Genomic DNA, 26,763 nt, shown 5'->3' with positions numbered 1-26,763 from the left:
GAATGGGACCAAGGTCCCCACCACTGACGGCACGTGGCCACCTGGTGAACCCGCCTGACCTGCATCGACGTGCACAGCAGCCCGCGAACACGCTGGTCAGCGCCTGGCACAACCCTGTGAGCGGGTGAAACTGGGGGTGAACTCCCGGTGGCCGCACCCCGATCCCGGTCCCGGTGCGGCACCTGAGGGGGGTCTGGCTACAGGCCCTCGGCGATCTGCTTGATCGTCGCCAGCCGGCGCTCCCACTGCGCCCCGACCTGCTCGAGGGTCCGGGCCGTCTCGCCGAGCCGGGCCCCGAGCGCGCGGTAGCGCACCTCCCGGCCCACGCGCACCGGCTCCACCAGCCCGACCTGCTCGAGCAGCTGGAGGTGCTTGGCGATCGCCTGGCGGCTGACCGGCAGCCGCCCGGCGAGGGCGGACGCCGACGCGTCGCCCTCGCCGAGCGCGGCCAGGATGCTCCACCGCGTGTCGTCGCCGAGCGCGGCGAGCACCGGGACCAGGGTGCTGGTGCTCACGCGATGCTCTCGACGTACGCGACGAGCTCGTCGAGCTCGGCCGTCCACCCGCCACGGTTGCTCTCCAGCGCCGCCTGCGGATCCGTCAGCGTGCCGAAGCCCCGCTCCACCACCGTCAGCACGGTGCCGGCTCCCACGGGCTCGAGGGTGAACCGGAACACCGTCGAGTGCTCCGGGTCCACGTCGGTGCCGTTCAGGGCCCGGGTGTTGTCGTTGCTCCACCGGTAGGCGATCACCCGCAGCGGCTCGAGCTCCTCGATCAGCACCGGGAAGTCGCCGTAGCCGTCGAAGGAGAAGACGCCTCGGGCGCCGAGCGCCAGCTCGTCCAGCACCGTGCGCTGCCCGAACCACCGCGAGATGTGCTCCGGCTCGGTGATCGCGGCCCAGACCTTCTCCACCGGGGCGTCGATCGTCACGGTGCGCGTGACGGTCAACCCCTCCAGGTCGCTGACGGCGGGCGGGTTGGTGGTCATGGTCATGAGTCTGTCCTCTCGGGTCGGTTTGGTGCAACCAGAGAGTTGCACCAAAGATCCGGAAGTGCAATAGCGCGATTGCAGTTGTAGGTCCGGCTTTGCCCCCGGGCGGCGACGGCCCCCATCCGGCGTACCGTCGGCCCATGACCGCCGAGTACGACGCGTTCGGGCCGTGGGTCTACCAGGTCCGCACGCCCGAGGAGGTCCCGCGGCTGTTCCGGGACGGGCCGCTCGACCTCGACAGCAGCGAGCTGGTCCTCAAGGTGCCGCGCAACATCGCCCGCCGGGACGCGACCCCGCAGATGGACCTGTACGACCACCTGCTCGCCGCCGGTCCCGACCAGCTGACCGTGCTCAGCCGGCAGCCGGGGGGCTACACCACCGCCACCGTCCCCTACGCGGGGATCGCGGCGATCGAGTCCGGCACCGACCTGCTGGACGGGCAGCTGACGTTCCACCTGACCACGGGTGAGCCGGCACTGACGGTCCGGTACAACGGGTCGTCGCAGGCGATGGTCGACCGCCTGGTCGGCGTCGTGCGCACGCGCTACCTCGCCGGGTCGACGGCGGACGTGCGGCTGCCCAGCGAGGCACGCGACGGTGACGTCGAGTTCGAGCACTTCGCCGCGGACCTCGCGCTGGTCAGCGAGTACGGCGCCGTGCTGCGCAGCGAGCCCGCCGTGACGTTCCTCGCCGCCCACCAGCGACGAGTCGTGACGCCCCGAGACTCCCGCGGGCTCGTGGGGGCCGTGTCGCGGCTGGTCCACTTCGCCTGGCCGATGACGCTGCAGGCGGCGATCCTGTGCGCCGAGCCCCGCGAGCTGACGGTGCTCCACCGCCGCGCGTGGTGGGTGCGCGGGCACGTCCCGGTGCACTCCGTGTGCCGGACGACGATCCCCCTGGAGCGCGTCGACGAGGTGACGGTGCGACCGCACCCGACCTACGCCGGCGTCGTCGTCGCGGCGCTTCGGATGGGCCGGACGGTGCTGGAGCTGCCCCTGCCCGAGACGTCCGACGCGGCGTCCGTGCTGCGCCGGGCGCCGCTGCCGCTCGCCTGACCGACGGGTCCGCGCCGCTTCGTCCGGGCAGGGCTCAGAGCTCCTTGCGCCGGAACGCCAGCGCGGCTGCCGCGACGAGCAGCACCGACAGGACCAGCGACGTGACCACCGGCCACAGCGCCGACGCCTCCGTCCCCGCGGCCAGGGCGGTCGCCTGGGTGGGCAGGCCGGCGGGTGAGTACCGGGCGAGCGGCTTCCAGATCGAGGCGATCGACAGCAGCACGTAGACGCCGAGGCCCGCGCCCGCGGCACCGGCCGCCGAGCCGATCAGCACCGACAGCAGCGTCATCAGGGCGATGAACTGCACGGCGAGCACCAGCCACACCAGCGCCGACCCCCACAGCCCCGACCCGGGCGCCGTGCCGAAGAACGCCGCCGTCAGACCCCACGTCACCAGCGTCCCGCCCACCACCAGCACGGCGACGAACCCGGCGTTGACCAGCGCCTTGCCCAGCACGAACGCGCTGCGGGACACCGGCTTGGTCAGCACCAGCACCGCGGTGCCGCTGCGGCTCTCCGCCGAGACGAGCCCGCCGTAGATGATCACCAGCGCGAACAGGGCGATCTGGGTGAGGTTCTTCGCCCACTGCGCGTACGAGTCGAGGTAGGTCGGCTCCGGCACGGTGAACCCCGCGAGCTGGTTGCCGGCGACCGCCTGGACGATCTGCGGCGTGTACCGGGCCAGCGGCGGACCGGTCAGCGCGAAGAACGCGAGGATCCCCGGCAGCACCCACAGCCGCCACGTGCGCAGGATCTCGGACGCCTCCTTGCGCGCGAACACCGAGAACCCGGTCACCGCCGCTCCCCTCCCACCAGCTCGACGAACACGTCCTCCAGCCCCAGCTCCCCCGCGTCCAGCCGGGACAGCCCGCTGCCGCGCGCCGCGACCATCGCCGGGATCTCGTGCTGCGCCGCCGCCAGGTCGACCACGGTCACCTCGATCGACCCGTTGGTGCCCCGCTGGACGGCCGACGCCCACGGGCGCCCGGCCAGCTCCGCGGCCAGCCCGTCGGCGTCGTCCGTGACGTCGAGCACCACCTTGCGCGCGCCGTACGTCGCCTTGAGCTCGGCGATGGGCGCCTGGGCGACGACGCGACCGAGGTCGAGGATCGCCACCGCGTCGCAGACCCGCTCGACGTCGCCGAGGATGTGCGTCGAGAAGAACACCGTCGTCCGCCCGCGCAACGACGCGATCATCTCCAGCAGGTCCTTGCGGCCCATCGGGTCCAGGGCGCTGGTCGGCTCGTCGAGCAGCAGCAGGCGAGGTGCGTTCACCAGCGCCTGCGCGACGCCCAGCCGCTGCTTCATGCCACGCGAGTAGCCGCCGATCCGCGTCCCGACACCGGTGAGGCCGGCGAGGTCCAGCAGCATGACGACGCGCTCGTCCAGAGCGTCGCCGTGCAGGCCGAACAGCCGCCCGGCGAAGCGGAGGAAGTCCTCGGCCGTCATCCAGTCGTAGAACCCCGGCACGTCCGGCAGGAAGCCGATCTGCGCACGGACGGCGTTCCCGGCCGTCGCGACGTCGTGGCCGAGCACCTCCACGCGACCGCTCGTGGGTCGCGCCAGACCGGTGATCAGGCGCAGCATCGTCGTCTTGCCCGCGCCGTTGGGGCCGAGGAAGCCGAAGATCGAGCCCTCCTCGACCGTGAGGTCCACGGCGTCGAGCGCACGCTTGGCGCCGTAGGCCTTGGTGAGCGCGGTCGTGCGGATCGCCGCGGTGACGGGGGTGGTCGCGGTCATCGCGGGTCGACGTCGTCGCGGCCGGGGTTCGTGGCCTGCTCGTCGACGGGAGGCGGGCCGACCGGGCCCGGAGCAGCACCGGGCCCCGGGCTGCCCGGCACCGGCGGTCGCGGACCGTACAGAGCGTCCGCCACGCTGCCGGCGCGCGGCGCGAACTGCTCGGGCGCCGCGACCTCGGCCACGGGAGCCGGCCGGCGGCCCACGAGGAGGTAGAGGATCGCCCCGAGCAGGTTGACCAGCAGGATGATCGCCACCCACACCCACTTGTTGCCCAGCGCGACGCGGTCCACGGGTCGGCGGACCAGGTCGACCACGGCGATGACGTCCAGCGTCAGCTGGACCACCGCGAGCACGATCACGACGACCAGCAGAGGCCCGGGGAGGCTGCTCAGCTGCGTGTTCACCACGACTGTCCTTTCGAGGAGGTGAGGTCGCGCCGCTGCTCCGCGGCACGGCCGAGACGGGACACGCCGACGAGCAGGGCCAACGGCAGCACCATGAAGCCGACGATCCCGAGCCAGGTGATCCACGGCCGCGTGCCGCCACCGGCGCTGACGAGGGTCTGCACGGCGATCGCCAGCGCAACGACGCCGAAGCCGAGGCTCAGCGCGGATGCGACCACCCGGTTGGCCGCGCTCCGGCGGCGCAGGTGCACCGCGAGGGCGAAGAGCAGCGGCACGACGGCGATCAGCCCGACCAGGACGAGCGCGGCGCCGCGGCTGGAGTAGCCGTTGGCGTGGCCCGCCGCGTCCCAGTGCGTGGCGACGGTGGCCGGCAGCGTGCGCCAGCGGGTGGCGACGAGCGCGCCGAGGACGACCACCACGGCGAGCGGCGCGACGAGCGTGCCGGTGACCACGCCGGCCGGCGCCGCCGTGAACGGTGCGTCCTCGTCGTCGGGTCGCACCAGGCGCAGCGCCACCGCGAGCGCGCCGAAGTTGACGGTCCACCCGACGCCGAGCGCCTTGGGCACCAGGACGTGCGGGTTCGACGGGTCCCACATCCGGGTGGCGTACCGGTCCGAGCTCGGGCTCCGCAGGTCGTAGGGCATGCCGAGCACCCGTCCGACGAGGGAACTGCCTCCCGCCGCCCCCTCGTCCTCACGAGCGGCGGCGAACTCGTGGGCCAGCCGCGCCGGGTCGCCCAGCTCGGCGAGCACCCGCTCGGCGTCCTGCGCCGTGCCGGCCGTCGAGGCCAGCCGCTCCGCGACGTGCGCCCGCAGCTCGGCGACCTCGTCCGGGCCGACCGGCGCGCCGCTTCGCGCCCCCGCCGCCGCGAGCGCCGCGAAGTACTCCTCCACCACGGCCTGCGCGGCCGGCGACCGCCCGGTCATGGCGCCACGTCCGTGCCGAGCAGCTGGTCCATGTCGTTCTTCATCCCGTCCCATGCCCTCGCCAGGTCCACGAACGACGCCTCGCCGTCCGCCGTGAGCCGGTAGTACTTGCGCGGCGGTCCCACCGGCGACTCCCGCCACACCGACGCGATCAGCCCGGACCGCTTGAGCCGCGACAGCAGGGGGTACGCCGTACCCGCGCTGATCGCCAGGCCCGGGAACGCCGCCAGCCGGTCGACGATCTCGCCGCCGTAGGCCTCCTCCTGGTGCAGCAGCGCCAGGATCGCCAGCTCGACCACGCCCTTGCGGAACTGCGACGGGATGCCCTCGCGTCCATCGGCCACGCGAGACCTCCCGTCTACCGTGTCGCGCCTAGTTCTATGCAATGCAAGGTAGACGGTAGTGCCAGCCTGCAGACCGGGCAAGGGACCGAGGTCCACGATGAGTCGGTGCCGCCAGAGCGGTCTGCACGACGACGGCGCGAGACCCCACGCCGGTCACTGCCTGACGACCCCGCCCGACGACAGGAGCGCCGCCATGACGGACACGACCTCGACGCAGCACCTGGAGCTGCCGACCGCCACGCTCGCGTACGACGTGCACAGTCCCCTGCCGACGTCCGACGGCCGGCCACCGCTGCTGATGATCGGTCAGCCGATGGACGCCCGCGGGTTCGCGACGCTCGCCTCCCTGTTCCCCGAGCGGACCGTGGTCACGTACGACCCGCGGGGGCTCGGCCGCAGCACCCGGAGCGACGGCTCCACCCGCAACAGCCCCGCGCAGCAGGCGGACGACCTGCACCACCTGGTGGCGCAGCTCGGCGCCGGGCCGGTGGACCTGTTCGCGAGCAGCGGCGGGGCCGTCACGGCCCTCGCCCTGGTCAGCGAGCACCCCGAGGACGTCCGCACGCTCGTCGCGCACGAGCCGCCGCTGCTGTCGGTGCTGCCGGACGCCGAGCGGGCGTTCGCCGCCGAGCGCCGGGTGCAGCAGGAGTACGCCGCCCACGGCTGGGGCGCCGGCATGGCCATGTTCATCGCGTTCACCTCGGTGCGCGGCGAGGTCCCCGAGGACTTCGGCGCGCAGGCCCCCGACCCGGCGCTGTTCGGGCTGCCGACCCAGGACGACGGGTCCCGCGGCGACCCCCTGCTGTCCGGCGTGTCCGACGACGTCACGGCGTACCGCCCGGACGTCGCCGCGCTGCGTGCGGCACCGACCCGGGTGGTCGTCGCCGCCGGCATCGAGAGCAAGGACCTGGTCACCTGGCGTGCGTCCGAGGCCCTCGCCGCCGCGCTCGGCACCGAGCTGACCGTGTTCCCCAGCCACCACGCCGGCTTCGTCGGACCCGGCTTCGGCCAGCCTGGCGAGCCCGAGGCCTTCGCGGCGCGGCTCCGCGAGGTGCTCGGCGACGCCGCAGGCGACTGAGGCGGTGCCGCTGCGGAAGCATCACCCCGACGGGGGCGAGCCGGACAAGTGACTGCTCGGTAGCATCGGCTCGAGCGGCCGGCCCGTTCGGTGCGGGTCCCGCTGCGGGAGGCTCGCCGTGAGCAACGTCGCCGTGAACCAGGCTCCCACCCCGGGTGAGCGCGAGGCTCGTGAGGTCGCAGAGGCGGCCCGGGAGACCCAGTGGACCCGGCCCAGCTTCGCCAAGGGGCTGTACCTCGGCTCCTTCGACGTCGGCCTGATCCACCCGTACCCCACGTCCGAGCCGGACGCCGAGGCCCGGGGGGCCACGTTCCGCGCGGCGCTGCTCGAGGTGTGCCGCACCATCGACGGCCGCGCGATCGAGCGCGAGGACCACATCCCGGAGCACGTCGTCGAGGCCCTGCGGCAGGTCGGCGCCTTCGGCATGAAGATCCCGCGGCGGTACGGCGGCCTGGGGCTCTCGCTGGTCGACTACGGCCGGTCGTTGATGCTGGTCAGCACCGTGCACCCCAGCCTGGGGGCGCTGCTGTCCGCGCACCAGTCGATCGGCGTGCCCGAGCCCGTGCACATGTTCGGCACGGCGGAGCAGAAGGAGACGTACCTGCCGCGCTGCGCGGCGGGGGCCGTCTCGGCCTTCCTGCTGACCGAGCCGGACGTGGGTTCCGACCCCGCCCGGCTGGGCACGACGGCCACCCCGACGGAGGACGGTGCCGCGTACCTGCTGGACGGCACCAAGCTGTGGACCACCAACGGCCCGATCGCCGAGCTGCTGGTCGTCATGGCCGTCGTGCCCCCGCACGACGGCCAGCGCGGCGGCATCAGCGCCTTCGTCGTCGAGGCGGACACCCCGGGCATCACCGTCGAGCACCGCAACCGGTTCATGGGGCTGCGCGGCATGGAGAACGGGGTCACCCGGTTCCGGCAGGTCCGCGTCCCGGCGGAGAACCGGCTGGGGCGCGAGGGACAAGGCCTGAAGATCGCGCTGACCACGCTGAACACCGGTCGGCTGTCGATCCCGGCGATCTGCGCCGGCGGCAGCAAGTGGGCCCTGTCCATCGCGCGGCAGTGGTCCGCCGAGCGGGTGCAGTGGGGTCGCCCGATCGGCGAGCACGAGGCGATCGCCTCGAAGCTGGCGTTCATCGCGGCCACGACCTTCGCGCTCGAGTCGGTGTTCGACCTCTCCGCTCGCCTCGCCGACGCCGGCCAGAAGGACGTCCGCATCGAGGCGGCGCTGGCCAAGCTGTGGGCCAGCGAGATGGGCTACCGGGTGGCCGACGAGCTGGTGCAGATCCGCGGTGGGCGCGGGTACGAGAGCGCCGACTCCCTGGCGGCCCGCGGTGAACGGGCCGTCGGTGCCGAGCAGCTGCTACGGGACATGCGCATCAACCGGATCTTCGAGGGGTCGTCGGAGATCATGCGGCTGCTGATCGCCCGCGAGGCCGTGGACGCGCACCTCGCGGCGGCCGGCGAGCTCGCCTCGCGGGACGCCTCGCTGGTGGCCAAGGCGCGGTCGGCGGTCGGTGCGAGCAGGTTCTACGCCCGGTGGTTCCCCGGCCTGCTGGCCGGGGAGGGGTCGCGGCCCGGCGCCTACGGCGAGTTCGGCCGGCTGGCCCGGCACGTGCGGTTCGTCGAGCGCTCGTCGCGCTCCCTCGCCCGGCACACCTTCTACGCGATGGCCCGCTACCAGGCTCGCCTCGACCGCAAGCAGGTGCTGCTGGGCCGCGTCGTCGACGTCGGCGCCGAGCTGTTCGCCATGTCCGCCGTCTGCACGCGCGCCGTCGCCCTGCGCCACGCCGACCCGACCGCCGGTGCCGACGCCGTGCGGCTGGCCGACGCGTTCTGCCGGCAGTCCCGCCTCCGGGTGGACGAGCTGTTCCGGACCCTGCGCAGCCCGGCGGACACCGAGCTGGCGCGGGCGGTCATGTCCGGCCGGCTGACGTGGCTCGAGGACGGGATCCTCGACCCGTCGGAGGGCACCGGCCCGTGGATCGCACCGCGCGGCTGACGGCACCCGACCGGGTCACGCGCTTCCTGGGGAGTCGGGTCGGCCCCGCCCGGTGTCAGCGCGTGCGGAGCCGTGCTCGCTGCGGCAGCACCACCAGCACCGTCGCGGCGGTGATCATCGCCACGGCCAGGTAGGTCCAGCCGCGAGCGCCCGCGCCCCAGAGCAGGTCGACGCCGACCGCCGCGACCATCTGACCGGCCAGCACACCCAGGGTCAGCGCGAAGGTGCCCAGGTGCCGGATGGACCAGGCCGACAGCACGGTGATCGCCGCGCCGAGGGGACCGCCGAGGTACAGGTACCACTGGTCCGGACGGCTCGGCAGCGCGACCCCGTGCAGCCCACCGGCGGCCGCCACCACGGCGACCAGCAGGCTGACGCCTACCGTGCCGCCCGCCGACGAGGTGAGCGCCGGCAGCACCGCGTCGCGCGTCAGCAGGTTCACCCGTCCGTTGCCCGCCTGCTGACCGGCGAGCACCGCCCCCGAGACGAACATCAGCGCGCCGAGCACCACCACGCGACCGAGGTCCGACGAGGGCGCCGAGCCGACGGCGACGACGAGGCCCGCCACCGCGACCACCGCGGCCACCAGCCGCCGCCCGGTGAGGCGCAGTGCTGCGGGGATGCCGACGCCTCGGGCGTCCAGCAGCAGCCCGGCAACGGTCTGGCCGGCCACCGAGCACACGGACGCGATCGCCACGCCGACCACCGGGATGCCCACCGCGAACATCACGACGATCGGCACCCCGCACAGCCCGACGGCGTACCACCACCAGCGCGCCTGGTGCAGAAGGATCCGCACCGTCGCTCCGGCCCGCCCCTGCACGACGATCACCAGGACCACGGTGACGAACGTGCCGACGTAGGACAGCCACGCGGACAGCAGCGCCCCGGCACCGGCCGTGGCCAGGTCGCCGTTCAGCCGCCCCTGCGTGGCGACGAAGGCACCTGCCAGCGCGGCCAGCAGCACGGCGGGGACGACGAGCGCCCGGCCCGTCGTCGTCCTGGTCGCCGTCACGCTCGGGACCCTACCGGCGCGGCGTCGTCGGGCACCGGGCCGCAGCGGCCACCGCGCCCCTGCCGCAACCCCTACCGCGTGGCGTCGACCGCCTCGGGAGCCCGCCCCGGCTCCGCCGGGTCCAGCGCCCAGCGGATCGTCGCCGTGACTGCGCGGCCCCCAGCCCGGCGCAGCGGGTCCAGCACCGGTGCGGCGTGCACGCCGAGCTCGCGGCGCGCCCACGGCGGCAGCAGCGCCAGCGCGCCGGAGGTGATCAGCGCGTAGCCCGGACGCGCGGCGCGCGGCAGCGGCGGGGTGTGCAGCAGGAACGTGGCGACGTCGCGAGCGGCCGGGGTGGCGGCGAGCTCACCTCGGAAGTCGGCGAGCTGCGCGCGCAGGCCGGCGTACGTCACCGGCGGGTCGGCGACGCCCAGGGCTCGCGCCACCACCGCCGTCTGCGCCACGTACTCGTCGCAGCCGGCGCGGTCGAGCGGCCGTCGGCCGAACCGCTGGTGCGCCAGCAGGAAGCTCTCCGCCTCGCCGAGGTGGACCCAGGACAGCAGGTGCGGGTCGCCGGCGGCGTAGGGCGTGCCGTCGGGCATGGTGCCGACCACCCGCTTGTGCACCGCCTTGACGATCGCGATCGCCCGTTCCGCGGCGGCGCTGGTGCCGAACGTCGTCGCGGCGATGAACGTCGCGGTGTTCTGCAGCCGTCCCCACGGGTCCTGGCGGTAGCCGGAGTGGTCGGCGACGGCCGTCATCACCAGCGGGTGCAGCGACTGGAGCAGCAGCGCCCGCACCCCGCCGACGAACATCGAGGCGTCGCCGTGCACCCGGCCGATCGGGCTGTCGGGGTCGAACCACCGCGGGCCCGGCGTCAGGTGGATGCGGTCACGCGCCGCGTCCGGCTCCGGTCCGGCGACGCGCGTGAGCAGGGCGTGCGCCAGGGCGGCACGCGGGTTCACGACGGGGCTCACCCTCTGATGGTCACATGCGCGCGGCGGGACGTCGCAGCCGTCGAGGCGCTCCGGCCCGGGCCGCCGTCGGACGCCCGGCACGAGGTCTTGAAATTCGCCGCACCCGCGGTGTCGGATCGGGGCGCACCCGTTCGTAGCAGGGGTGAGAGGCGGCCACCGCCGCACCGAGCACCGAGGGAGACGACGAGATGCCCAAGTACCTGCTGTCCGTGTACGGCCCGGCCGAGCGCAACCAGTTCGGTGACTACCCCGACAAGGAGTCGATGCTGCAGGCGTTCGCGGACACCGGAGCGTTCAACGACAAGCTCGTGGCCGACGGCTACTTCGTGTTCGCCGACGGCCTGGAGCAGGCGACGACGGCGACGGTCGTCGACGGCCGCGGCGAGCAGCCGGTGATCACCGACGGTCCGTACCTGGAGGCCAAGGAGCACCTCGGCGGGTTCTGGATCATCGAGGCGCCGGACCTGGACGTCGCGCTGCGCCTCGCCGCGGAGGGCTCCAAGGCCTGCCGCGGCAAGGTCGAGGTGCGGCCGTTCCAGACGGAGGAGTCGTTCAAGGCGCTGCTCGAGCCGTGACGCGGCTCGAGCCCGTCGAGGAGGCCATCACCCGGGCCCACCGTGAGGAGTGGGCCCGGGTGGTCGCCACCCTCACCCGACGCCTCGGCGACCTGGGTGCCGCCGAGGACGCCGCCGCCGAGGCGTTCGCGACCGCCGTCGAGCGCTGGCCGCGCGACGGTGTCCCGCCCAACCCCGGCGGCTGGCTGACCACCACGGCGACCCGCAAGGCGATCGACCGCCTGCGCCGGGAGCTGCGCCGTGACGAGAAGCACCAGGAGGCCGCGTTGCTGCACGACGACGACCCTCCGCAGGACCGCGGCGCCGTGAAGGACGACCGGCTGCGCCTGGTGTTCACGTGCTGCCACCCGGCGCTGTCGCCGGAGGCGCGGGTCGCGCTGACGCTGCGGATGGTCGGCGGCCTGACGATGCCGCAGATCGCGCGGGCGTTCCTGGTGCCCGAGGCGACCATGGGTCAGCGGCTGACGCGGGCGAAGGCGAAGATCCGGGCCGCGCACGTGCCGTACCGGGTGCCGACCGCGCAGGACCTGCCGGCCCGGCTGGACGCGGTGCTGACGGTGCTGTTCCTCGTCTTCAACGAGGGCTACCTCGCCACCGGTGGCGACACCGAGCCCGTCCGCGCCGACCTGACCGCCGAGGCGATCCGGCTGACCCGCCTGGTGCGCGAGCTGCTGCCGGACGACACCGGCGAGGTGACCGGGCTGCTCGCGCTGATGCTGCTGACCGAGGCGCGCCGGCCGGCCCGCGTGTCGTCGACCGGCGAGCTGGTGACGCTCGGCGAGCAGGACCGCAGCGCGTGGGACACCCAGCTGGTCGACGAGGGGCACCGCCTGGTGCGCGAGCGCCTGGCCGCGGTCGCCGCGGGCGGTCCTCCCCCGGGCCGCTACCAGCTGCTGGCCGCGATCAACGCCGTGCACACGGCGGCCCGCGAGGCGCGGGACACCGACTGGTCCCAGGTGGTGACGCTGTACGACCGGCTGCTGCGCGTCGACCCCGCACCGGTGGTGGCCCTCGACCGCGCGATCGCCGTCGCGGAACTGGACGGACCCGAGGTGGCGCTCGCCCTGGTCGACCGGCTGCCGCTGACCGGCCTGCACACCTTCCACGTCACGCGCGCGGAGCTGCTGCGCCGGCTCGGTCGGCGTGCCGAGGCGATCGAGGCCTACGACCGCGCCCTGGCCCTCGCCGCGAACACGGCCGAGACGGCCTACCTGACCCGCCGGCGCAGCCAGCTGGGCCCGCCTCAGCCGGCGGCCAGCACCGCGATCATCCAGAACCCGTAGCCGAGCGTCACGACGCCGAGCGCGGTGAGCCCGACGGTCACCCGCCGCCGGGCCCTCGGACCCAGAACGAGGTCGAAGAGGATCGAGCGGACGCCCAGCAGGGCGTGCCACGTCACGGTGAGCATGAACAGCGACTCGATCACCACGATCACCGGGTTGCCCAGGTAGACCAGCACCGACGCCCGGTCCCGCAGACCGCCCGGCGCGGAGACGACGAAGTGCTGGGCGACGAGGTGGACGACGACGAGCACCAGCAGCGCGGCGCCGGTGACCACCTGCAGGATCCAGCCCCAGCCGCCGCCGCGGCGACCCGGCTCCCCATCGGCACGGGGCCGGTCGACCGGCTGCGCGGGGCCGGAGGGCCGGGCACGACGACGCAGCTCGACGCTCATCGCTCACTCCCTCGCCAGCAGCAGCACGGCGGCGGTCGCCGTCACCAGCACCGTCACCACGACCACGCCGACCAGCAGCGCGCGCTGCCGCCGCACGGCGATCCCGGTGCCCACCAGCGCCACCCGCACACCGTTCGCGGCGTGCCACACCACCGCGGCGAACAGCACCACGTCCACCGCCACGAACGCCCTGGTCCCGGCGATCGCCAGGAACTGGTCCCAGCTGGCCGAGCCCCGCAGCAGCATCGACAGCACCACCAGGTGCAGGTACAGGTACCCGACCAGGACCAGCGCCGACACCCGGTTCGCCACGAACGCCCACGTCGGGGTGCCGGCACCGGGGTGCGCGACCCAGCCTCGAAGGCCGCGGCGTCCCGTGCCGCGCGTCGTGCCCGGTTCGCTCGTCATCGCGCTGCCGTCCTCTCCTGGTCGGCCGGCCGGTCCGCACCGCGGTGCCCGTCCGACCGCCACCTCAGGTGCTCCCGTGTGAGGGCCCCGCGCAGCGCCATGATCCCGGCCGCCGGGTCCGCGCCCGTCGGGCACACCTCGCTGCACGCGAAGCTGAGGTGGCAGCGCCAGCAGCCGTCGTGGTCGTCGACCCACGTGAGCACCGACCGCACGTCCTGACCGCGCGGCTCGGCGACCACCCGGGCGGCCGCGCCGAGCACCGCGGGGCCGAGATACGCCTGGTCGGTCCCGGTGATCGGGCACGCGGAGACGCACAGCCCGCACTCGACGCAGTCCTCGAGCCGCACCGGGACCGGGCCCGTCGCGGCCGTGCGCGCCCTCGCCCTGCGCTCCCGCCGCGTCGTCTCCACCTGCCGCACCAGCGGACGCCCGGAGCGCTCGAGCCCGTCGTACAACCGGGTCATGTCGACCACCAGGTCGCTGAGCACCGGCGCGTTGGCCATCGGCTCGACCGTCACCGCGCCCACCGGCAGGTCGGCCAGCGCGGTGACGCAGCCGAGCACCTCCGCCCCGTTCACCCGCACGCCGCACGTGCCGCACGACGAGTGGCAGCACGAGTGCCGCACGGTCAGCGACGCGTCGTCGTGCCATCTGATGCTGCGCAGGGCGTCGAGCACCGTGGTGCGCGGCTCGACGGGGACGACGTAGTCGAGCTGAGCCGGCGCCGGCCAGCCGGGCTTCCAGCGCGAGACGCGGAGCACGCGGCTCGACGCGGCCGTCGTGGCGGCAGGGGTCTTCCTCACGGGACCAGCCGCGCCGGGGCTCGCCGCGGGAGACGTCCGCGGTCCCCGCACCAGCTCGCGCAACGTGTAGTACGCGGTGTGCGGCAGCAGCACCTGCTCGCGGGTGCGGCACGGCGCCTCGACGCCCAGCCGGCGGCAGACGACGTCGGCCGCCGCCTCCGCCATCGCCCGCAGCGTCGTCGCCTTCCCGCCGGAGATGGTGACGAACCCCTCGACGCCGTCCCGCTCCGCGTGGTCGAAGCACTTGAACGTGCGGGACAGCTCCCGTCCGGTCGTGCTGCCGCCGTCCCCGATCAGCGGACGCACCGCCGACCAGGCGGCGCGGATCTCGGCGTGCGCCACCGCCGGCACCAGCCTCGAGCCCTCCGTGACCATCGTGCGGATGTGGTCCTCCGGCAGGTGCAGCTCGTCGGGGTCGTCGACCACCCACGAGCTCGTGCCGATCACGCTCAGGCCACGCTGCGGGAGCACGATGTCGCCGTCGCCGGACCGGTGCAGCCGGTTGACCACCATGTCGCACCACCGGCCCCGGACGGCCACCAGGACACCGGGCGAGCACCGGATGGGGACGTCGACGCCGGCCATCTCGGCGATCCGCTGCGCCCACGGCCCGGCGGCGTTCACCACCAGGTCGGCAGCCAGCAGCCCCTCCTCGCCGGTGACGTCGTCGCGGTACGCGACACCGGTCACGGCGCCGTCCTGCCGCCGCAGGCCCACCACCTCGGTGAACGTCCTGATCACGGCGCCGTTCGACTGCGCCGTCGCGAAGAACCGCAGCGGCAGCCGCATCGCGTCCATCGTGCCGTCCGGCACCTGCACGGCCGCCTTGACGTCCGGGCTCAGCCCCGGCTCACGCCGCAGGGCCTCCGCGGTGTCGAGCACCTCCGCCGGGATGCCGCAGGCACGGCACGCCTCGACGAACCCCGGCAGGTACGCCAGGTCCTCGTCGGTCAGCGCGACGAACAGCCCGTCGTTCTCCTCGAATGACCCCGGGGCGATCTGCCGCAGGATCCGGTTCTCGGCGATGCACTCCACCGCCGACGTCGCGTCCGCCACCGCGTACCGGGCACCGCTGTGCAGCAGCCCGTGGTGCCGGCCGGTGGTGCCCGAGGTGACCTCACCGCGTTCGAGCACCGTGACGCGCAACCCACGTAGTGCCAGGTCGTGGGCGACCGCACCGCCGGTCCCGCCACCCCCGATCACGACGACGTGCGGTGTCGCCGGACCAGCCGCTGTGGGCACTGTCCCCACCTCCTCGTCGAGGTGCGCAGCACCACCACGCTAGGGCGGCGCCGGATCGCGCGGGGAGGGCCCATCGTCCTTCCGCACGAACGTGCACAGGCGCCGCCCGTGGCGCGCCCCGGCCCACGCCGCGGCCTACGCCGCCGACCGGTCCCGCTGCCCGCGTCGGCGCAGAGCCGCGTCGCCCACCTCCGGCCCGCGGTAGACCATGTCCATCGCGCCGACGCTCTCCCCCGGCGGCACGATCTCGTCGATGCGGTCGAGGATCTCGTCGCTCAGCGCGACGTCGACCCCGGCGAGGGTGTCCTCGAGCTGCTCCATGGTGCGCGGACCGGCGATGGCGCAGGTCACACCCGGGTGCGCGATGACGAAGGCCATCGCGAGATGCGTCAGCTTGATCCCGACCTCGTCGGAGAGCGCGACCAGCTGCTCGACGGCAGCCAGCCGACGCTCGTCGCGGAAGTGCCGCATCCCGGTGCGCGCCGAGCGGAAGTTGTCGTTCTCCTGGCCGGCCCGGTACCGGCCGGTCAGCATGCCGCCGGCGAGCGGGCTGTAGACCAGCGTGCCCATGCCGTAGCGCTGCGCGACCGGCAGGATCTCCCGCTCGATCTCGCGGTCGAGGATCGAGTAGTTGGGCTGCTCGGTGCGGAACCGCTCGAAGCCGCGTCGTTCCGAGGTCCACTGCGCCTCGACGATCTCCGAGCCGCGCATCGACGAGGAGCCGATGGCGCGCACCTTGCCCTGCCGGACCAGGTCGGTGAGGGCCGACAGCGTCTCGTCGACGTCCGTCTCGGGGTCGGGCCGGTGCAGCTGGTACAGGTCGATGTGGTCCGTCTGGAGCCGGCGCAGCGAGCGCTCGACGGCCTGCACGATCCAGCGGCGCGAGGCGCCGCGGTGGTTGAGGTCGTCGTCGACGGGGCCCCAGAACTTGGTCGCGAGCACCACGTCGTCCCGTCGCCCCTTGAGCGCCTCCCCCACCACCTCCTCGGAGTCGCCGTAGCGGTCGGCGGTGTCGACGACGTTGATCCCGGCGTCGAGCGCGCGGTGGACGATGCGGATCGCCTCGGCGCGGTCGGGGTTGCCGAGCGATCCGAGCATCATCGCGCCGAGCGCGTAGGGGCTGACCTTGATGCCGGTGCGGCCGAGCGTGCGGTACTGCATCGTGACTCCCTGCTGACGTCCCTGCGGGCGCCGTACGATGACGTGGAAGTGGGACAATGTCCCGCTACTGGACTATACGGAACGATGTCCCGTTTATCAACGGGTCCATCGACGACCACGGAGACACGGATGCCCCGAGCGGACGCCCGACGCAACCTCGACGCCCTGCTGGAGGCGGCGAAGCAGGAGTTCGCCACCCACGGCGTCGACGTGCCGGTCCGGGCCATCGCGGCGCGTGCCGGGGTCGGCACCGCCACGCTGTACCGCCACTTCCCGCTCCGCTCCGACCTCATCGCCGCCGTGTTCCGCCGGGAGATCGACGACGTCACGGCGATGGCCGCCCGGCTGGGCGAGCAGCACGAGCCCGGCGAGGCGCTCGCGCTCTGGGCCCGGCGCTACACGCAGCTCGTCGCCACCAAGCACGGCCTCGGCGCGGCGCTGCACTCCGGCGACCCCGCGTACAGCGGCCTGCGCGAGTACTTCGAGTCGAACGCCGCGCCCGCGCTGCAGCGCCTGCTGGACACGGCGGCCGAGGCGGGGATCATCCGCGACGACGTCGACCCGCTGGAGCTGATCAGCGCGATCGCGAACCTGTCGCTGCCGGCGCCGGGCGGCGGCACCGAGCGCGCCGACCGGATGGTCGGGCTGCTGCTGGACGGCCTGCGCTACGGGGCGCAGCGCTCACCCCGCTAGGCCGGCAGCCTCTCTGGCCGGGTCGGCCGCTCCCCCGCTGGCCGACCTCTCGCGCGCTCAGCGGCGGCGGAGGAAGCGGACCAGCGCGACGACACCAAGCGCCAGATGGCCCAGGATCGTCAGGACGGCTGGGAGCACCGAGAACCGCCCCGCCACCCCGAGGTACGGCCAGATGGGAACCACCCGGACGGCTCACGACGAGCACGCCTTCGGATGTCGCGACACCCCACGTCACATGCGGAGGCGGACGACGAACAGCAAGAAGCACAGCACGGGAAGCGCGACGACGGATGCCGCCGCAACCACCGCACGCACCCGGCCGGAGTCCTTGAGGACCACCCTGGCCAGAAGCACGAGCAGGATGCCGACGAACCCCCCGAGGCAGTTGAGGATGACGTCGTCGACGTCCGACGCCCCCAAGGCGAACACTCCCTGAAGGATCTCGACCGCCACGCTCGCCGAGGCGACGACGAGCATCGTCCTCGCCGCTGTCCATCTCGTCAGTACAGACGCGTACGCGCCGAGCGGGACGAAGAGGAGGACGTTTCCCGCGACGTTGTCGAACGCGAACCTCCGGACGCCGGACGACCCGCTCACCAGGTAGTGCGAGATTGTCGCGAACGGGACGAGGTTGACGGACCGTTGGGAACCGGGCGGCCGCGAGAAGAGCAAGAGCTTCAGCGCGAACACCACGTAGAGCGCGAACACTGCGTAGACGACGACGGTCTCGAGCCTCGCGCGCGTCGTCATGAGGTGCCAGCGCGACCGATCCTCGGCCCGGTCACGCAGCGGCTGCTCGGGCATCCCGGCACGGTACGCGCTGCGCCTGTCCACGAACGCTGGGAGACGCCCCGCTTCGCCCCGTCCATGACGATTGAGTGCGTCCGCGGACTGGAGCCCTGATCCGGCGCGGACTGCCGACGCGTCAACCTACGGTGGTCGGACCGACGCAGGGAGGGTTCATGGGCAACGTCCACGACTGCATCGACGAGCGTCTGCGCGCGTTCATCGCGCGCCAGCACGTGTTCTTCGTCGCGACGGCACCGACTGGACCGGACGGACGAGTGAACCTGTCGCCGAAGGGGATCGACGGGTCGTTCGTGGTGCTCGACGACCACACGGTCGCATGGGTCGACCTGACGGCGAGCGGTGCCGAGACGATCGCGCACCTGCGTGACAACGGCCGGATCACCGTCATGTTCTGCGCCTTCGACGGGCCGCCGAACATCGTCCGGCTGCACGGGCACGGCCGGTTCGTGACCCTCTACGACGACGGGTTCGCGGAGCTGGTCAGCCGGTTCCCCGAGACGCGCGGCGCGCGCGCCGTCGTGGTCGTCGACGTCGAACGGGTCTCGGACTCGTGCGGCTACGGCGTACCGCTCATGGACTACGTCGGCGAGCGGCACCTGCTGCCCGAGTACATGGAGCGCAAGGGCGCCGAGGGCCAGGCGGCCTACCGGCGGCAGAAGAACCGGACGAGCATCGACGGCCTGCCTGCCTTCGACATGGATCCGGAGCCGTCGCCGACGACGCATTGACGTGTCATTGCGTGCCGCTCGGATGGTGGAGGGAGTCGCCTGGTCGTGCGGACAGGACCGCGAGCAGGACGGTGGTGTCGTCGCCGTCGGCGCTGATGGACCGCAACGTCAGGTCCTGGAGGTGCAGGACGCTTCCGCGCCCGAACACCGCGCGATGGCCTGACCGGCACTGCACGCGGAGCGTGCCGCGCTGGACGAGGACCAGCGCGCCGCGCCAGTCGTCGGGGTCGTAGGGCCGCTCGACGTGGGGCTCCAAGACCGTGCACCGGACGTCCGCGCCGAGCCGGAACGCGAGACCGTCGGCGGTCATACGACATCGGGGAGGTCGAAGAGCTCGAACCGTGCGAGGCCGTCCATGAAGAGCGAGACCTCCTCGATCCCGTCCGGGCCGACGCGCAGGACGCCGAGCGCGAACGGCAGGTGCCGGTCGCCGGAGCCCAGGTACAGGGCGAAGGCGGGCTGGCCGTTAGCGGCCGTCGGGACCGAGCGCCACTCGCGGCCCGCGAGGCGGTGCAGGTCGAAGCGGCTCGCGGCGAACGTCAGGATGTCGTCGCGGCCCTCGAACCACACGGGCATCGGGGGCATGACGAACCGCGCGTCGGCGGCTAGGAGCTCGGCGAGCGCCTGGAGGTCCGCGCTGTCCCACGCCGCCATGAAGCGGTCGAGCACCGCCCGCTCGTCGCGCGCCGAGACGCGCGGACGGTCGAGTCCCGGCGCCTTCATCGAGGCGTGCGCGCGCTGCAGGGCGGAGTTCACGGCGACCGGGGTGATCCCGAGGGTGGCCGCCGTCTCCTTGGCCGACCACGCCAGCACGTCGCGCAGGATCAGGACGGCGCGCTGGCGGGGCGGGAGCCGCTGGATCGCCGTCAGGAACGCGAGCTCGATCCCTTCCTTCCGGATCACCGTGTCCTCCGCCGACTCCTCGCTCGCCCCGACCAGCCGGACGTCCGGGTAGGGGCCGAGCCACGGGACGTCAGCCGGGGACATCGACGCGTCGCGTGGATCGACCGCCCCGGTCAGGACGGTCGGCCACTGCCCGCCCTTGCGACGGCGCAGCACGTCGAGGCAGGCGTTGGTCGCGATCGCGTACAGCCAGGCGCGGAACGTGCTCGTGCCGGCATACGTCTCGATCCGGGACCACGCGCGAAGCAGGGTCTCCTGGACGGCGTCCTCGGCGTCCTCGAACGAGCCGAGCATCCGGTAGCAGTGGACGTGCAGCTCACGCCGGTTCGGGCCGACCAGCTCGTCGAACGCGCGCCGTGACCCGGCGCGTGCGTTCTCGACCAACAGTTCGCTCATATCTGTAGGACGTCCTCGTCCGGGAGAACTCATCGGTTGCTCGGCGGCGATGAGTCTCGCCGTCGAGCAACGTCGTAGTCGTGACAGCAACCCGACCACGGACACCCGTCCGACCCCGCGCTTGACCTTGAAAGCTGATCAACCGGAGGAAGAAATGGAAGCATCCACGTCTCGCCGCCGCTTCATCGCGGCGATGCAGGTCACGCTCGACGGCTTCAGCGTGCAGGACGGCTTCGCAGACTGGGTCGACTCCTGGTCCGATGCCATCCAGCTCGTCGGGCCGGTCGACACGCTCATCCAAGGCAGCGGCATGTACCCCGGCTACGGGCTCTATTGGCGCGCCATCCACGTCGGTGCGCCGGAGGCCGCCGAGATGCTCGGACGGGACACGTACCCCCGGGAGATCGAGACCGCTCGCCTGATCGCCGAGACACCGCACCTGGTGCTCTCGACCTCGCTCGACACCATCGAGTGGCCTCCGAACGCGACGATCGTCCGCGGCATCGACGAGCTGCGGGAGTTCAAGGCGCAACCGGGCGGAGTGGGCTACGTCGTGGGCGGCGCCCGGATGGTGCGAAGCCTGCTCGACGAAGGTCTCATCGACGAGCTGGTTCTGATCGTTCACCCCGTGGTCGTCGGCGGGGGCGAGCCGCTGCTGGCCGGCGTCGCACACCGGCACGAGCTCCAGCTCATCGACGGCGAGCCGGGGCCCGATGGGCGGATGCACCTGCGCTACCACGTCAACGACTGACTCGAGCGGCCAGTGAGGAGGCGTCTCACGGCGGGGCGTCGGAACCCGCGTCGTACTCCGACGTCCCGCCGGTGCGGCGCCGCCCCCTGAGGGAAGCCTCCAAACGCAAGTAGCCACCCGTCTCGACGGATGGCTACTTGCGTTCACCAAGACCTGCGTTTCCGCAGGTCAGATGTGGTGGAGGTGGCGGGAATCGAACCCGCGTCCGATGACACAGAACCAGGGCTTCTCCGGGCGCATTCTGCTGCGCTTTTCTCAGCCCCCACGATCACGCAGACAAGTCGTGGACAGGCTCAGTCAGCTGAAAGTCCCCACAACGTCACTGACGAACGCTGTGAGCAGTGGCTCCCTAGATGACGCCAGGAACCGAGTCGGAAGCTAGCTCGGGCTGACGGACTTCACAGCTCGCTCAGGCGGCGAGGGCGAAGTCGGTGCGCGATGTATTGGCACCTATGGGTTTGCGCGGATCGTTAACGAGATAACCGTGCGTCCTCGGCCCGCTTCCCCTGGATCGGCGACCACCGTCGAAACCGATCACCCCCATGTTGAGTTGTCAAGCGCCGCCCGCGGGCGGCTGGTCGATCGTACTGGACAACGCCGGGCGGGTCCCGCCCATTCCCGCGGGCCCGCCCGGCACCCGGCTGCCGGACCGGTCAGGCGACCGGACCGCTCGCCAGCGTCACGGTGGCCGTGTGGCTGGCGCCCGTGCTGGCCGCCGTCCACGTGATGGTCACCTTGTCGCCCGGCTTGTGACCGGCCAGGACGGTGGACAGCTGGTCGGACGAGGCGATGGCGGTGGCGCCGACCTTGGTGATGGTGTCGCCGGCCACCAGCCCGGCTTCGGCGGCCGGCGTCCCGGCGATCACGCCGACGATGGTGGCACCGCTCGTCGTGCCGGTCGCGCCGCTGGTGTCCCCCGGCAGGCCCCGCGTCTGCGCCGACGAGCCGATGGACACCCCGAGGAACGCCGGGTACCCGATCACGATGTCGGCCGAGCCTTGCCCCGCCTCGATCTGCTTGGCGATGGCCATCGCGTCCTGGATGTCGATCGCGTAGGCGACGGTCGAGCCCGGGCCGCTCGAGGCGGCCGTGGTGATGCCGACCACCTGGCCGTTCGAGTCGAGCACGGGGCCACCGGAGTCGCCGCTGACCACCGAGGCGGAGAACTCTATCAGCCCGGACAGCGTCTCCGCGCTGGCCGAGTCGGTCGAGGCCGTCATGGTCTGGTCGGTCGCCGTGACGGAGCCCGCCGCGGCCACCAGCGTGCCGGTGCCCTCGGCGTTGCCGATCGCGGTGACCGCCTCGCCGCTGGTCACGCCCGCGGTGTCCAGGGTGACCGGCGTCAGGCCGCTGGCGCCCTGCAGCTTGAGCACGGCGACGTCGGCCTTCTTGTCCGTGCCGAGCACCTTCGCCGTGTAGCTCGTGCCGGTGCTCTCCACCGTCACCTGGATCGCGGTGGCGTTCTCCACCACGTGGTTGTTGGTCAGCACCACGCCGTCGGCGGTCAGGATCATCCCCGTGCCGGCGGAGGTGGCGTTCTCGTAGCCGAGCTGGCTGGTGATCGTCACCACGCCCACCTGCTGCGCCGCGGTCGCCGTCGTGGCGCCCTGGGTGGTGGTGCCGTCCGACGACGACGCGCCCGACCCGTCGGACGAGCTGCCGTCCGACGAGGAGCCGGGGGCGCTCGGGACGAACCCACCGCGTCCGGGGTCGCCGTACCCGCGCTGCGACCAGCTCCACGGCGCGCGCTCGTCCGTCGCGGTCGCCGCGGTGCCGGTCGGAGCGGCCCCGGGGTGCACCGCAGCGCCGACGACGAGCGCCGCGGCGATCACCGCGGCGGCGGAGCTGCCGACGATCGCCCGACGCCGACGCATGCGCCGGCGCGGGTCCACCGCGAGCCGGGTGTCACCGACCGGAGGCGCCGCCGGGTAGCCACTGTCGATAGGGACTGCGTAGGGGTCGCGGACGACCGGCGACCAGGGCTCGACGTGCAAGGCGTCACCGTCGACCGGGGGCTGAGCACCTGGCGGCGCGGCGATCGGCTGCACCACCGGCTCCGCGGCCGGTCCACCGGTCGGCTGCTGCGCCTGCCCGGCCTCGCCGTCCCCTGCGCCGACCTGCTGCGGTTCCTGCTCGGACATCCCGTCCACCTCCCCCGCCGCCGTCACCGTGACGTCGACGGTGACCATCAGACCTCGGCAGTCCGGAAGGGCGCTGGACGGCCGATGTGGGCTTCCTGTGCACCGGTGCCCCAGCCTGGGAAGCGCCTGTATCCGAGTCCTGGCCAGCCCCGGACGGCGCCCTCAGCCCTCGGCGAGCAGCCGCTGCACCAACCGGTCCGCGGTAGCGGCCACCTCGTCAGCACCACCCAGCAGCGGCCCGGCCACCACCGCGAGCAGGTGCACGGCCGCCAGTCCCAGGGCGGTGTCCCGGTCCGCACGGGTCGCTTCACCCGGTGCACCGCTGCGCGCGGTGTGCACCAACCGGGCCAGCACGTCCATCGACCCACGAGCCAGCGGGGCCAGCTCGGCCTGCGCCTCCGGGTGCCGCACGGCGTACGTGTACAGCTCGAGGGTCAGCAGCATGCGGGTCAGCAGGTCGGCGTCGGGCACCCGCACCGCGAGGTGGCGCCGCAGGTCCGCCGGCGTCCAGCCAGCCGTCTCCACCGCCTCCTGCTCGGTCAGCTCCCGGGCGATCTCGAGGAAGATCGCCTCCTTCGAGTCGAAGTTCGAGTACAGCGCCCCCTTGGTGTAGCCGGCCTCCGCAGCGATATCCCCCACTGCGGCACCCTCGTAGCCCTTGGCGGCGAACACCCGGCGCGCGGCGGCCAGCAGGTCGGCACGAGTTCGCTCCACCTTCGCGCGCCGCCGACGCTCACCGGCGTGACGACCCAGCTGGGCGGACGCCTCCGCCAGCTCCCGGGAGGCGTCCTTCAGCGTCCGGGACAGCGTGTCGCTGACCTGCTCCCCTGCGACGGCTGCACCCAGGCTCATCGCCCGGGTCAGTGCCGCGGCGGCGTCGACGAGGGCGCGGGAGGCCGCCCCCACGGTCTCGTCGTCGTCCCAGTCCCGGGGATCCCGTGATCGCGCCATGCACGCAGACTACATCCCGTCCGGAATCTATGTTCCATACCGTTCGGTATCTGCTACGTTCCGACGCGAAGGCAGATCGGTATCTGAGGAGGCGTGATGGACGCAGCGCTGGAGGTGCACGGGCTGCGCAAGCGGTTCGTGCGGAGAGGGCACGTGGTGCAGGCCAACGCGGGGGTGGACCTGCGCGTAGCGCCGGGGCAGGTGGTCGGTCTCCTCGGCCACAACGGCGCCGGCAAGACGACGCTCGTCAACCAGGTCGTCGGGCTCACGCGCCCCGACTCCGGCTCCGTGCGGGTGTGCGGCGTCGACGCGGTGGCGCGGCCGGACCTCGCGCGACGGCTCGTCAGCGTGCAGGCGCAGGCCAACGTGCCCATCACCGGACTCACCCCTGCGCGAGCCGTCGAGCTCGTCGGGCGCATCCGCGGCGCAGGCCCGGCCACCGCACGCCGCCGCACCGGGGAGCTGCTCGAGGCGCTCGACCTGCAGCCGTGGGCGCACACCCCCGCGCAGAAGGTGTCGGGCGGCGTCGCTCGGCTCACCGCCTTCGCCATGACCGCCGTCGCTCCGGGTCGGTTGGTGGTCCTCGACGAGCCCACCAACGACGTCGACCCGATGCGTCGGCGCCTGCTCTGGCAGCAGATCCGGCGGCTGGCCGACGACGGTGCGGGCGTGCTGCTGGTCACCCACAACGTGCGCGAGGCGGAGCGCGTGGTGGACCGCCTGGTCGTGCTCGACCAGGGCAAGGTGCTGGCCGACGAGACGCCGGCGGCCATGACGGCGCGGCACGGTGGTGCGCTGACGCTCGAGCTGGACCTGGCGCCGGGCCGGCACCCGCTGACGCCGGACGGGCTCGTCCTGGTGGACCGCGGACGTCTGCGCGCCACGGCCACCGTGCCGGCCGCGCAGGCCGCCGTCGCCGTGCAGTGGGCGTCCGACGAGCTCGCCGCCGGACGTCTCGAGCGGTACGCGCTCTCCCCCGCCTCCCTGGAGGACGTCTACGTGGAGCTGGTGGGAGAAGGCGCGGGCGACGGAACCGGCGCGTCCGCTGCGCGTGCCGACGACGAGGAGGTGGCGGCATGACGACGACGACCGCGGCACCCATCGTGTCGACCGCACCCGCGACGCCCCGCGTCTCGGCCCTGCGGCAGCTGCCCCTGCTGCTGCGCTGGCAGGCCCGCCGGATGGCCTCCGCACTCCCCCTGCTGGTGCTGGTGCAGGTCCTGCTGTCCGTCGCGACGGTGATCGGGTACGGGCTGCTCGTCGGCCAGCCGGCGCCGGCCGAGGCGTTGTACCTGGCCACCGGCGCGCCGACCGTCTCGCTGGTCATGGTCGGACTGGTGATGACGCCCCAGCTGGTGGTGCAGTCCCGGACGGAGGGCAGCGCCGACTGGATGCGGACGCTGCCGGTCCCACGGGAGCTGTTCCTGGCGACCGACCTACTGGTGTGGACGCTGATCGCGCTGCCCGGCGTCGTCCTCGGCGTACTGGCCGGGGTGCTGCGGTTCCACGTGCACCTCGCACCGAGCTGGTGGCTGCTGCCCACGGCGCTCGTCGTGTCGCTGACGGCCGCCGCGGTCGGCTACGCCATGGCGTGGCTGCTGCCGGGCACCATCGCGCAGCTGATGTCGCAGGTGCTCGTCTTCGTGGTGCTGCTGTTCTCGCCCGTCAGCTTCCCGGCGGACCGGATGCCGCTCTGGCTGCAGCACGCCCACCAGTGGCTGCCGATCGAGCCGATGGCCGAGGCGGTCCGGGCCGGCCTGGCACCCGGGTCGTTCACTGTGCCGGGTCGATCGGTCGCGGTGATGCTGACCTGGTGCGTCGTCTGCGTCGCCGGAGCGGCGTTCGCCCTTCGCCGACGGGCCTGACCCCCGCACCCGCGCCGGCGGCCCTGACAGCCCGGCGCACCGGCCGTACCGACGGTCGCCGTCAGCGCCCGGCCAGCACGTCCGCCAGGTCGTAGGTGACCGGCTCCTCCAGCTGCGCGTACGTGCAGCTGGAGGGGTCGCGGTCCGGCCGCCACCGCCGGAACTGCGCGGTGTGCCGGAACCGGTCACCCTCCAGGTGGTCGTACGCCACCTCGACCACCCGCTCAGGACGCAGCGGGACGAACGAGAGGTCACGGTCCCGCGCCCACCGGCTGTGCTCGGCCTCCCGTGGTGTGCGAGCCGTCGCCATCGCCCCCCACGGGTGGCCCTCGAGGGTGGTGACCAGGGGTGCGAGCTCGGTGAGCAGCTCCCGTCGACGAGCCATCGGGAACGCGCCGACCACGCCGACCGACGCCAGCACCCCGTCCGGTCGGTACAGCCCGAGCAGCAGCGAACCCAGGGCGTCCGTGCCGGACGTGTGCAGCCGGTACCCGGCCACCACGCAGTCGGCCGTCCGCTCGTGCTTGATCTTGGTCATCGTGCGCTTGCCCGGTTGGTAGGTGCCGGCCGCATCCTTGGCCACCACCCCGTCCAGCCCGGCACCCTCGAACTGCTCGAACCACCGCTGCGCCTGCGCCAGGTCGTCCGTCTGCGGCGTGACGGACACCACGTCACCGGGTCCGACCAGCGTCTCGAGGACCGCACGGCGCTCGGCGAACGGTCGCGCCCGCAGGTCGTCGTCCCCCACCGCCAGGACGTCGAACAGCACCAGCCGCGCGGGCGTCTCCGCGGCGAGCAGCCGCACCCGGGACTCCGCCGGGTGCACGCGCTGCAGCAGCGCCTCGAAGTCGAGCCCGGTGTGCCGGGTCGAGGGGACGACGATCTCGCCGTCGACCACCACGCGCTCCGGCAGCTGCGCCAGGATCCCGGCGACCACCTCGGGGAAGTAGCGCTGCATCGGCTTGGTGTTGCGCGAGCCGATCTCCACCGCGTCGCCGTCCCGGAACACGATCGAGCGGAAGCCGTCCCACTTCGGCTCGTACAGCAGCCCTGGCGGGATGGACGACGAGACCTTGGCCAGCATCGGGTCGATCGGCGGCATCACCGGCAGGTCCATCGCGCCAGTGTCCCCGAGCCCACCGACACG

General features: G+C 73.2%; 29 protein-coding genes and 1 other RNA gene. 10 read left to right on the top strand and 20 right to left on the bottom strand.

The window, feature by feature from the left end; translation table 11 throughout:
- Positions 1-197: 197 nt before the first annotated feature.
- Complete coding sequence (locus N0B34_RS04220; RefSeq protein WP_263730052.1) at positions 198-515, bottom strand: ArsR/SmtB family transcription factor; 318 nt, start codon at positions 513-515, stop codon at positions 198-200.
- The gene (locus tag N0B34_RS04215) at positions 512-988 is read right to left on the bottom strand and encodes an SRPBCC family protein (protein WP_263730050.1); all 477 of its coding nucleotides are present in this window, start codon (positions 986-988) and stop codon (positions 512-514) included. Before N0B34_RS04215 ends, N0B34_RS04220 begins: the two co-directional genes overlap by 4 nt.
- A gap of 143 nt (positions 989-1,131) precedes the next feature.
- On the opposite strand from N0B34_RS04215, the gene N0B34_RS04210 reads away from it, so the two are divergent.
- Positions 1,132-2,046 (top strand): hypothetical protein, encoded by a 915-nt coding sequence (locus N0B34_RS04210; RefSeq protein WP_263730049.1) that lies wholly within the window; start codon positions 1,132-1,134, stop codon positions 2,044-2,046.
- A gap of 34 nt (positions 2,047-2,080) precedes the next feature.
- Here the strand turns inward: N0B34_RS04210 and N0B34_RS04205 are convergent, their stop codons facing one another.
- The 5 genes from N0B34_RS04205 to N0B34_RS04185 are packed head-to-tail and all read right to left on the bottom strand — an operon-like array spanning position 2,081 to position 5,460.
- Positions 2,081-2,842 carry an ABC transporter permease gene (locus N0B34_RS04205; protein WP_263730048.1) on the bottom strand — a complete coding sequence of 254 codons (762 nt, stop codon included), beginning with the start codon at positions 2,840-2,842 and terminating at the stop codon, positions 2,081-2,083.
- Complete coding sequence (locus N0B34_RS04200) at positions 2,839-3,786, bottom strand: ABC transporter ATP-binding protein (protein WP_263730047.1); 948 nt, start codon at positions 3,784-3,786, stop codon at positions 2,839-2,841. Before N0B34_RS04200 ends, N0B34_RS04205 begins: the two co-directional genes overlap by 4 nt.
- Positions 3,783-4,190, bottom strand: a complete 408-nt coding sequence (locus tag N0B34_RS04195) for a PLD nuclease N-terminal domain-containing protein (RefSeq protein WP_263730046.1) — start codon at positions 4,188-4,190, stop codon at positions 3,783-3,785. Before N0B34_RS04195 ends, N0B34_RS04200 begins: the two co-directional genes overlap by 4 nt.
- A complete protein-coding gene (locus tag N0B34_RS04190; protein ID WP_263730045.1) occupies positions 4,187-5,116 on the bottom strand; it encodes a DUF1648 domain-containing protein in 930 nt (309 codons plus the stop codon). Before N0B34_RS04190 ends, N0B34_RS04195 begins: the two co-directional genes overlap by 4 nt.
- Positions 5,113-5,460 (bottom strand): PadR family transcriptional regulator, encoded by a 348-nt coding sequence (locus tag N0B34_RS04185; RefSeq protein ID WP_263730044.1) that lies wholly within the window; start codon positions 5,458-5,460, stop codon positions 5,113-5,115. Before N0B34_RS04185 ends, N0B34_RS04190 begins: the two co-directional genes overlap by 4 nt.
- Before the next feature lie 193 nt (positions 5,461-5,653).
- On the opposite strand from N0B34_RS04185, the gene N0B34_RS04180 reads away from it, so the two are divergent.
- The gene (locus N0B34_RS04180; protein ID WP_263730043.1) at positions 5,654-6,538 is read left to right on the top strand and encodes an alpha/beta fold hydrolase; all 885 of its coding nucleotides are present in this window, start codon (positions 5,654-5,656) and stop codon (positions 6,536-6,538) included.
- Between the two features lie 118 nt (positions 6,539-6,656).
- On the top strand, positions 6,657-8,543 hold the full coding sequence (locus N0B34_RS04175) for an acyl-CoA dehydrogenase family protein (RefSeq protein WP_263730042.1): 1,887 nt from the start codon (positions 6,657-6,659) through the stop codon (positions 8,541-8,543).
- Positions 8,544-8,598: 55 nt separating this feature from the next.
- Here the strand turns inward: N0B34_RS04175 and N0B34_RS04170 are convergent, their stop codons facing one another.
- Entirely contained in the window at positions 8,599-9,558 is a 960-nt protein-coding gene (locus N0B34_RS04170; RefSeq protein ID WP_263730041.1) for a DMT family transporter, read from the bottom strand.
- 71 nt (positions 9,559-9,629) lie between these two features.
- Positions 9,630-10,514: an oxygenase MpaB family protein gene (locus N0B34_RS04165; RefSeq protein ID WP_263730040.1), complete on the bottom strand. Its 885-nt coding sequence runs from the start codon at positions 10,512-10,514 to the stop codon at positions 9,630-9,632.
- 263 nt (positions 10,515-10,777) lie between these two features.
- On the opposite strand from N0B34_RS04165, the gene N0B34_RS04160 reads away from it, so the two are divergent.
- Together N0B34_RS04160 and N0B34_RS04155 are read left to right on the top strand one after the other, a co-directional pair.
- A complete protein-coding gene (locus tag N0B34_RS04160) occupies positions 10,778-11,089 on the top strand; it encodes a YciI family protein (RefSeq protein WP_412175702.1) in 312 nt (103 codons plus the stop codon).
- Positions 11,086-12,372: an RNA polymerase sigma factor gene (locus N0B34_RS04155; RefSeq protein WP_263730038.1), complete on the top strand. Its 1,287-nt coding sequence runs from the start codon at positions 11,086-11,088 to the stop codon at positions 12,370-12,372. Before N0B34_RS04160 ends, N0B34_RS04155 begins: the two co-directional genes overlap by 4 nt.
- Here N0B34_RS04155 and N0B34_RS04150 read toward each other — a convergent pair.
- From N0B34_RS04150 to N0B34_RS04135, 4 genes are all read right to left on the bottom strand, one after another.
- The gene (locus N0B34_RS04150; protein ID WP_263730036.1) at positions 12,333-12,764 is read right to left on the bottom strand and encodes a hypothetical protein; all 432 of its coding nucleotides are present in this window, start codon (positions 12,762-12,764) and stop codon (positions 12,333-12,335) included. The genes N0B34_RS04155 and N0B34_RS04150 overlap by 40 nt on opposite strands.
- Positions 12,765-12,767: 3 nt before the next feature.
- Positions 12,768-13,172 (bottom strand): hypothetical protein, encoded by a 405-nt coding sequence (locus N0B34_RS04145; protein WP_263730035.1) that lies wholly within the window; start codon positions 13,170-13,172, stop codon positions 12,768-12,770.
- Positions 13,169-15,217: an FAD-dependent oxidoreductase gene (locus tag N0B34_RS04140; protein WP_263730034.1), complete on the bottom strand. Its 2,049-nt coding sequence runs from the start codon at positions 15,215-15,217 to the stop codon at positions 13,169-13,171. The genes N0B34_RS04145 and N0B34_RS04140 overlap by 4 nt, the downstream gene beginning before the upstream one ends.
- 135 nt (positions 15,218-15,352) lie before the next feature.
- Positions 15,353-16,378, bottom strand: a complete 1,026-nt coding sequence (locus N0B34_RS04135; RefSeq protein ID WP_263730032.1) for an aldo/keto reductase — start codon at positions 16,376-16,378, stop codon at positions 15,353-15,355.
- Positions 16,379-16,507: 129 nt separating this feature from the next.
- Between N0B34_RS04135 and N0B34_RS04130 the strand changes: the two genes are divergently transcribed.
- Positions 16,508-17,071, top strand: a complete 564-nt coding sequence (locus N0B34_RS04130) for a TetR/AcrR family transcriptional regulator (RefSeq protein ID WP_263730030.1) — start codon at positions 16,508-16,510, stop codon at positions 17,069-17,071.
- A gap of 231 nt (positions 17,072-17,302) precedes the next feature.
- Here N0B34_RS04130 and N0B34_RS04125 read toward each other — a convergent pair whose 3' ends face one another.
- Positions 17,303-17,875 (bottom strand): VanZ family protein, encoded by a 573-nt coding sequence (locus N0B34_RS04125; RefSeq protein WP_263730029.1) that lies wholly within the window; start codon positions 17,873-17,875, stop codon positions 17,303-17,305.
- Positions 17,876-18,033: 158 nt separating this feature from the next.
- On the opposite strand from N0B34_RS04125, the gene N0B34_RS04120 reads away from it, so the two are divergent.
- Positions 18,034-18,609: a pyridoxamine 5'-phosphate oxidase family protein gene (locus N0B34_RS04120; RefSeq protein ID WP_263730028.1), complete on the top strand. Its 576-nt coding sequence runs from the start codon at positions 18,034-18,036 to the stop codon at positions 18,607-18,609.
- A 4-nt stretch (positions 18,610-18,613) separates the two neighbouring features.
- Here N0B34_RS04120 and N0B34_RS04115 read toward each other — a convergent pair whose 3' ends face one another.
- Together N0B34_RS04115 and N0B34_RS04110 are read right to left on the bottom strand one after the other, a co-directional pair.
- Entirely contained in the window at positions 18,614-18,919 is a 306-nt protein-coding gene (locus N0B34_RS04115; protein ID WP_263730027.1) for a hypothetical protein, read from the bottom strand.
- Complete coding sequence (locus tag N0B34_RS04110; RefSeq protein ID WP_263730026.1) at positions 18,916-19,908, bottom strand: RNA polymerase subunit sigma-70; 993 nt, start codon at positions 19,906-19,908, stop codon at positions 18,916-18,918. The genes N0B34_RS04115 and N0B34_RS04110 overlap by 4 nt, the downstream gene beginning before the upstream one ends.
- Before the next feature lie 49 nt (positions 19,909-19,957).
- Between N0B34_RS04110 and N0B34_RS04105 the strand changes: the two genes are divergently transcribed.
- Positions 19,958-20,659 (top strand): dihydrofolate reductase family protein, encoded by a 702-nt coding sequence (locus tag N0B34_RS04105; RefSeq protein ID WP_263730024.1) that lies wholly within the window; start codon positions 19,958-19,960, stop codon positions 20,657-20,659.
- A 175-nt stretch (positions 20,660-20,834) separates the two neighbouring features.
- On the opposite strand, the gene ssrA is transcribed toward N0B34_RS04105, so the two are convergent.
- The 3 genes from ssrA to N0B34_RS04090 all read right to left on the bottom strand — a co-directional run bounded on the left by ssrA (position 20,835) and on the right by N0B34_RS04090 (position 23,751).
- Positions 20,835-21,201: a transfer-messenger RNA gene (gene ssrA / locus N0B34_RS04100) on the bottom strand.
- A 111-nt stretch (positions 21,202-21,312) separates the two neighbouring features.
- Positions 21,313-22,848 carry a S1C family serine protease gene (locus N0B34_RS04095; protein ID WP_263730023.1) on the bottom strand — a complete coding sequence of 512 codons (1,536 nt, stop codon included), beginning with the start codon at positions 22,846-22,848 and terminating at the stop codon, positions 21,313-21,315.
- Between the two features lie 114 nt (positions 22,849-22,962).
- Entirely contained in the window at positions 22,963-23,751 is a 789-nt protein-coding gene (locus N0B34_RS04090) for a TetR/AcrR family transcriptional regulator (RefSeq protein ID WP_263730022.1), read from the bottom strand.
- 96 nt (positions 23,752-23,847) lie between these two features.
- On the opposite strand from N0B34_RS04090, the gene N0B34_RS04085 reads away from it, so the two are divergent.
- On the top strand, positions 23,848-24,831 hold the full coding sequence (locus tag N0B34_RS04085) for an ABC transporter ATP-binding protein (RefSeq protein ID WP_263730021.1): 984 nt from the start codon (positions 23,848-23,850) through the stop codon (positions 24,829-24,831).
- Entirely contained in the window at positions 24,828-25,616 is a 789-nt protein-coding gene (locus tag N0B34_RS04080; protein WP_263730020.1) for an ABC transporter permease, read from the top strand. The genes N0B34_RS04085 and N0B34_RS04080 overlap by 4 nt, the downstream gene beginning before the upstream one ends.
- 61 nt (positions 25,617-25,677) lie before the next feature.
- On the opposite strand, the gene N0B34_RS04075 is transcribed toward N0B34_RS04080, so the two are convergent.
- The gene (locus N0B34_RS04075) at positions 25,678-26,733 is read right to left on the bottom strand and encodes an ATP-dependent DNA ligase (protein ID WP_263730019.1); all 1,056 of its coding nucleotides are present in this window, start codon (positions 26,731-26,733) and stop codon (positions 25,678-25,680) included.
- Positions 26,734-26,763: the final 30 nt, after the last annotated feature.

The organism is Cellulomonas sp. SG140 (assembly GCF_025770785.1).
Classification (GTDB): domain Bacteria; phylum Actinomycetota; class Actinomycetes; order Actinomycetales; family Cellulomonadaceae; genus Cellulomonas.
Note: the sequence above shows the minus strand (reverse complement) of the source record. Positions and strands in the feature narration are given on the sequence as shown.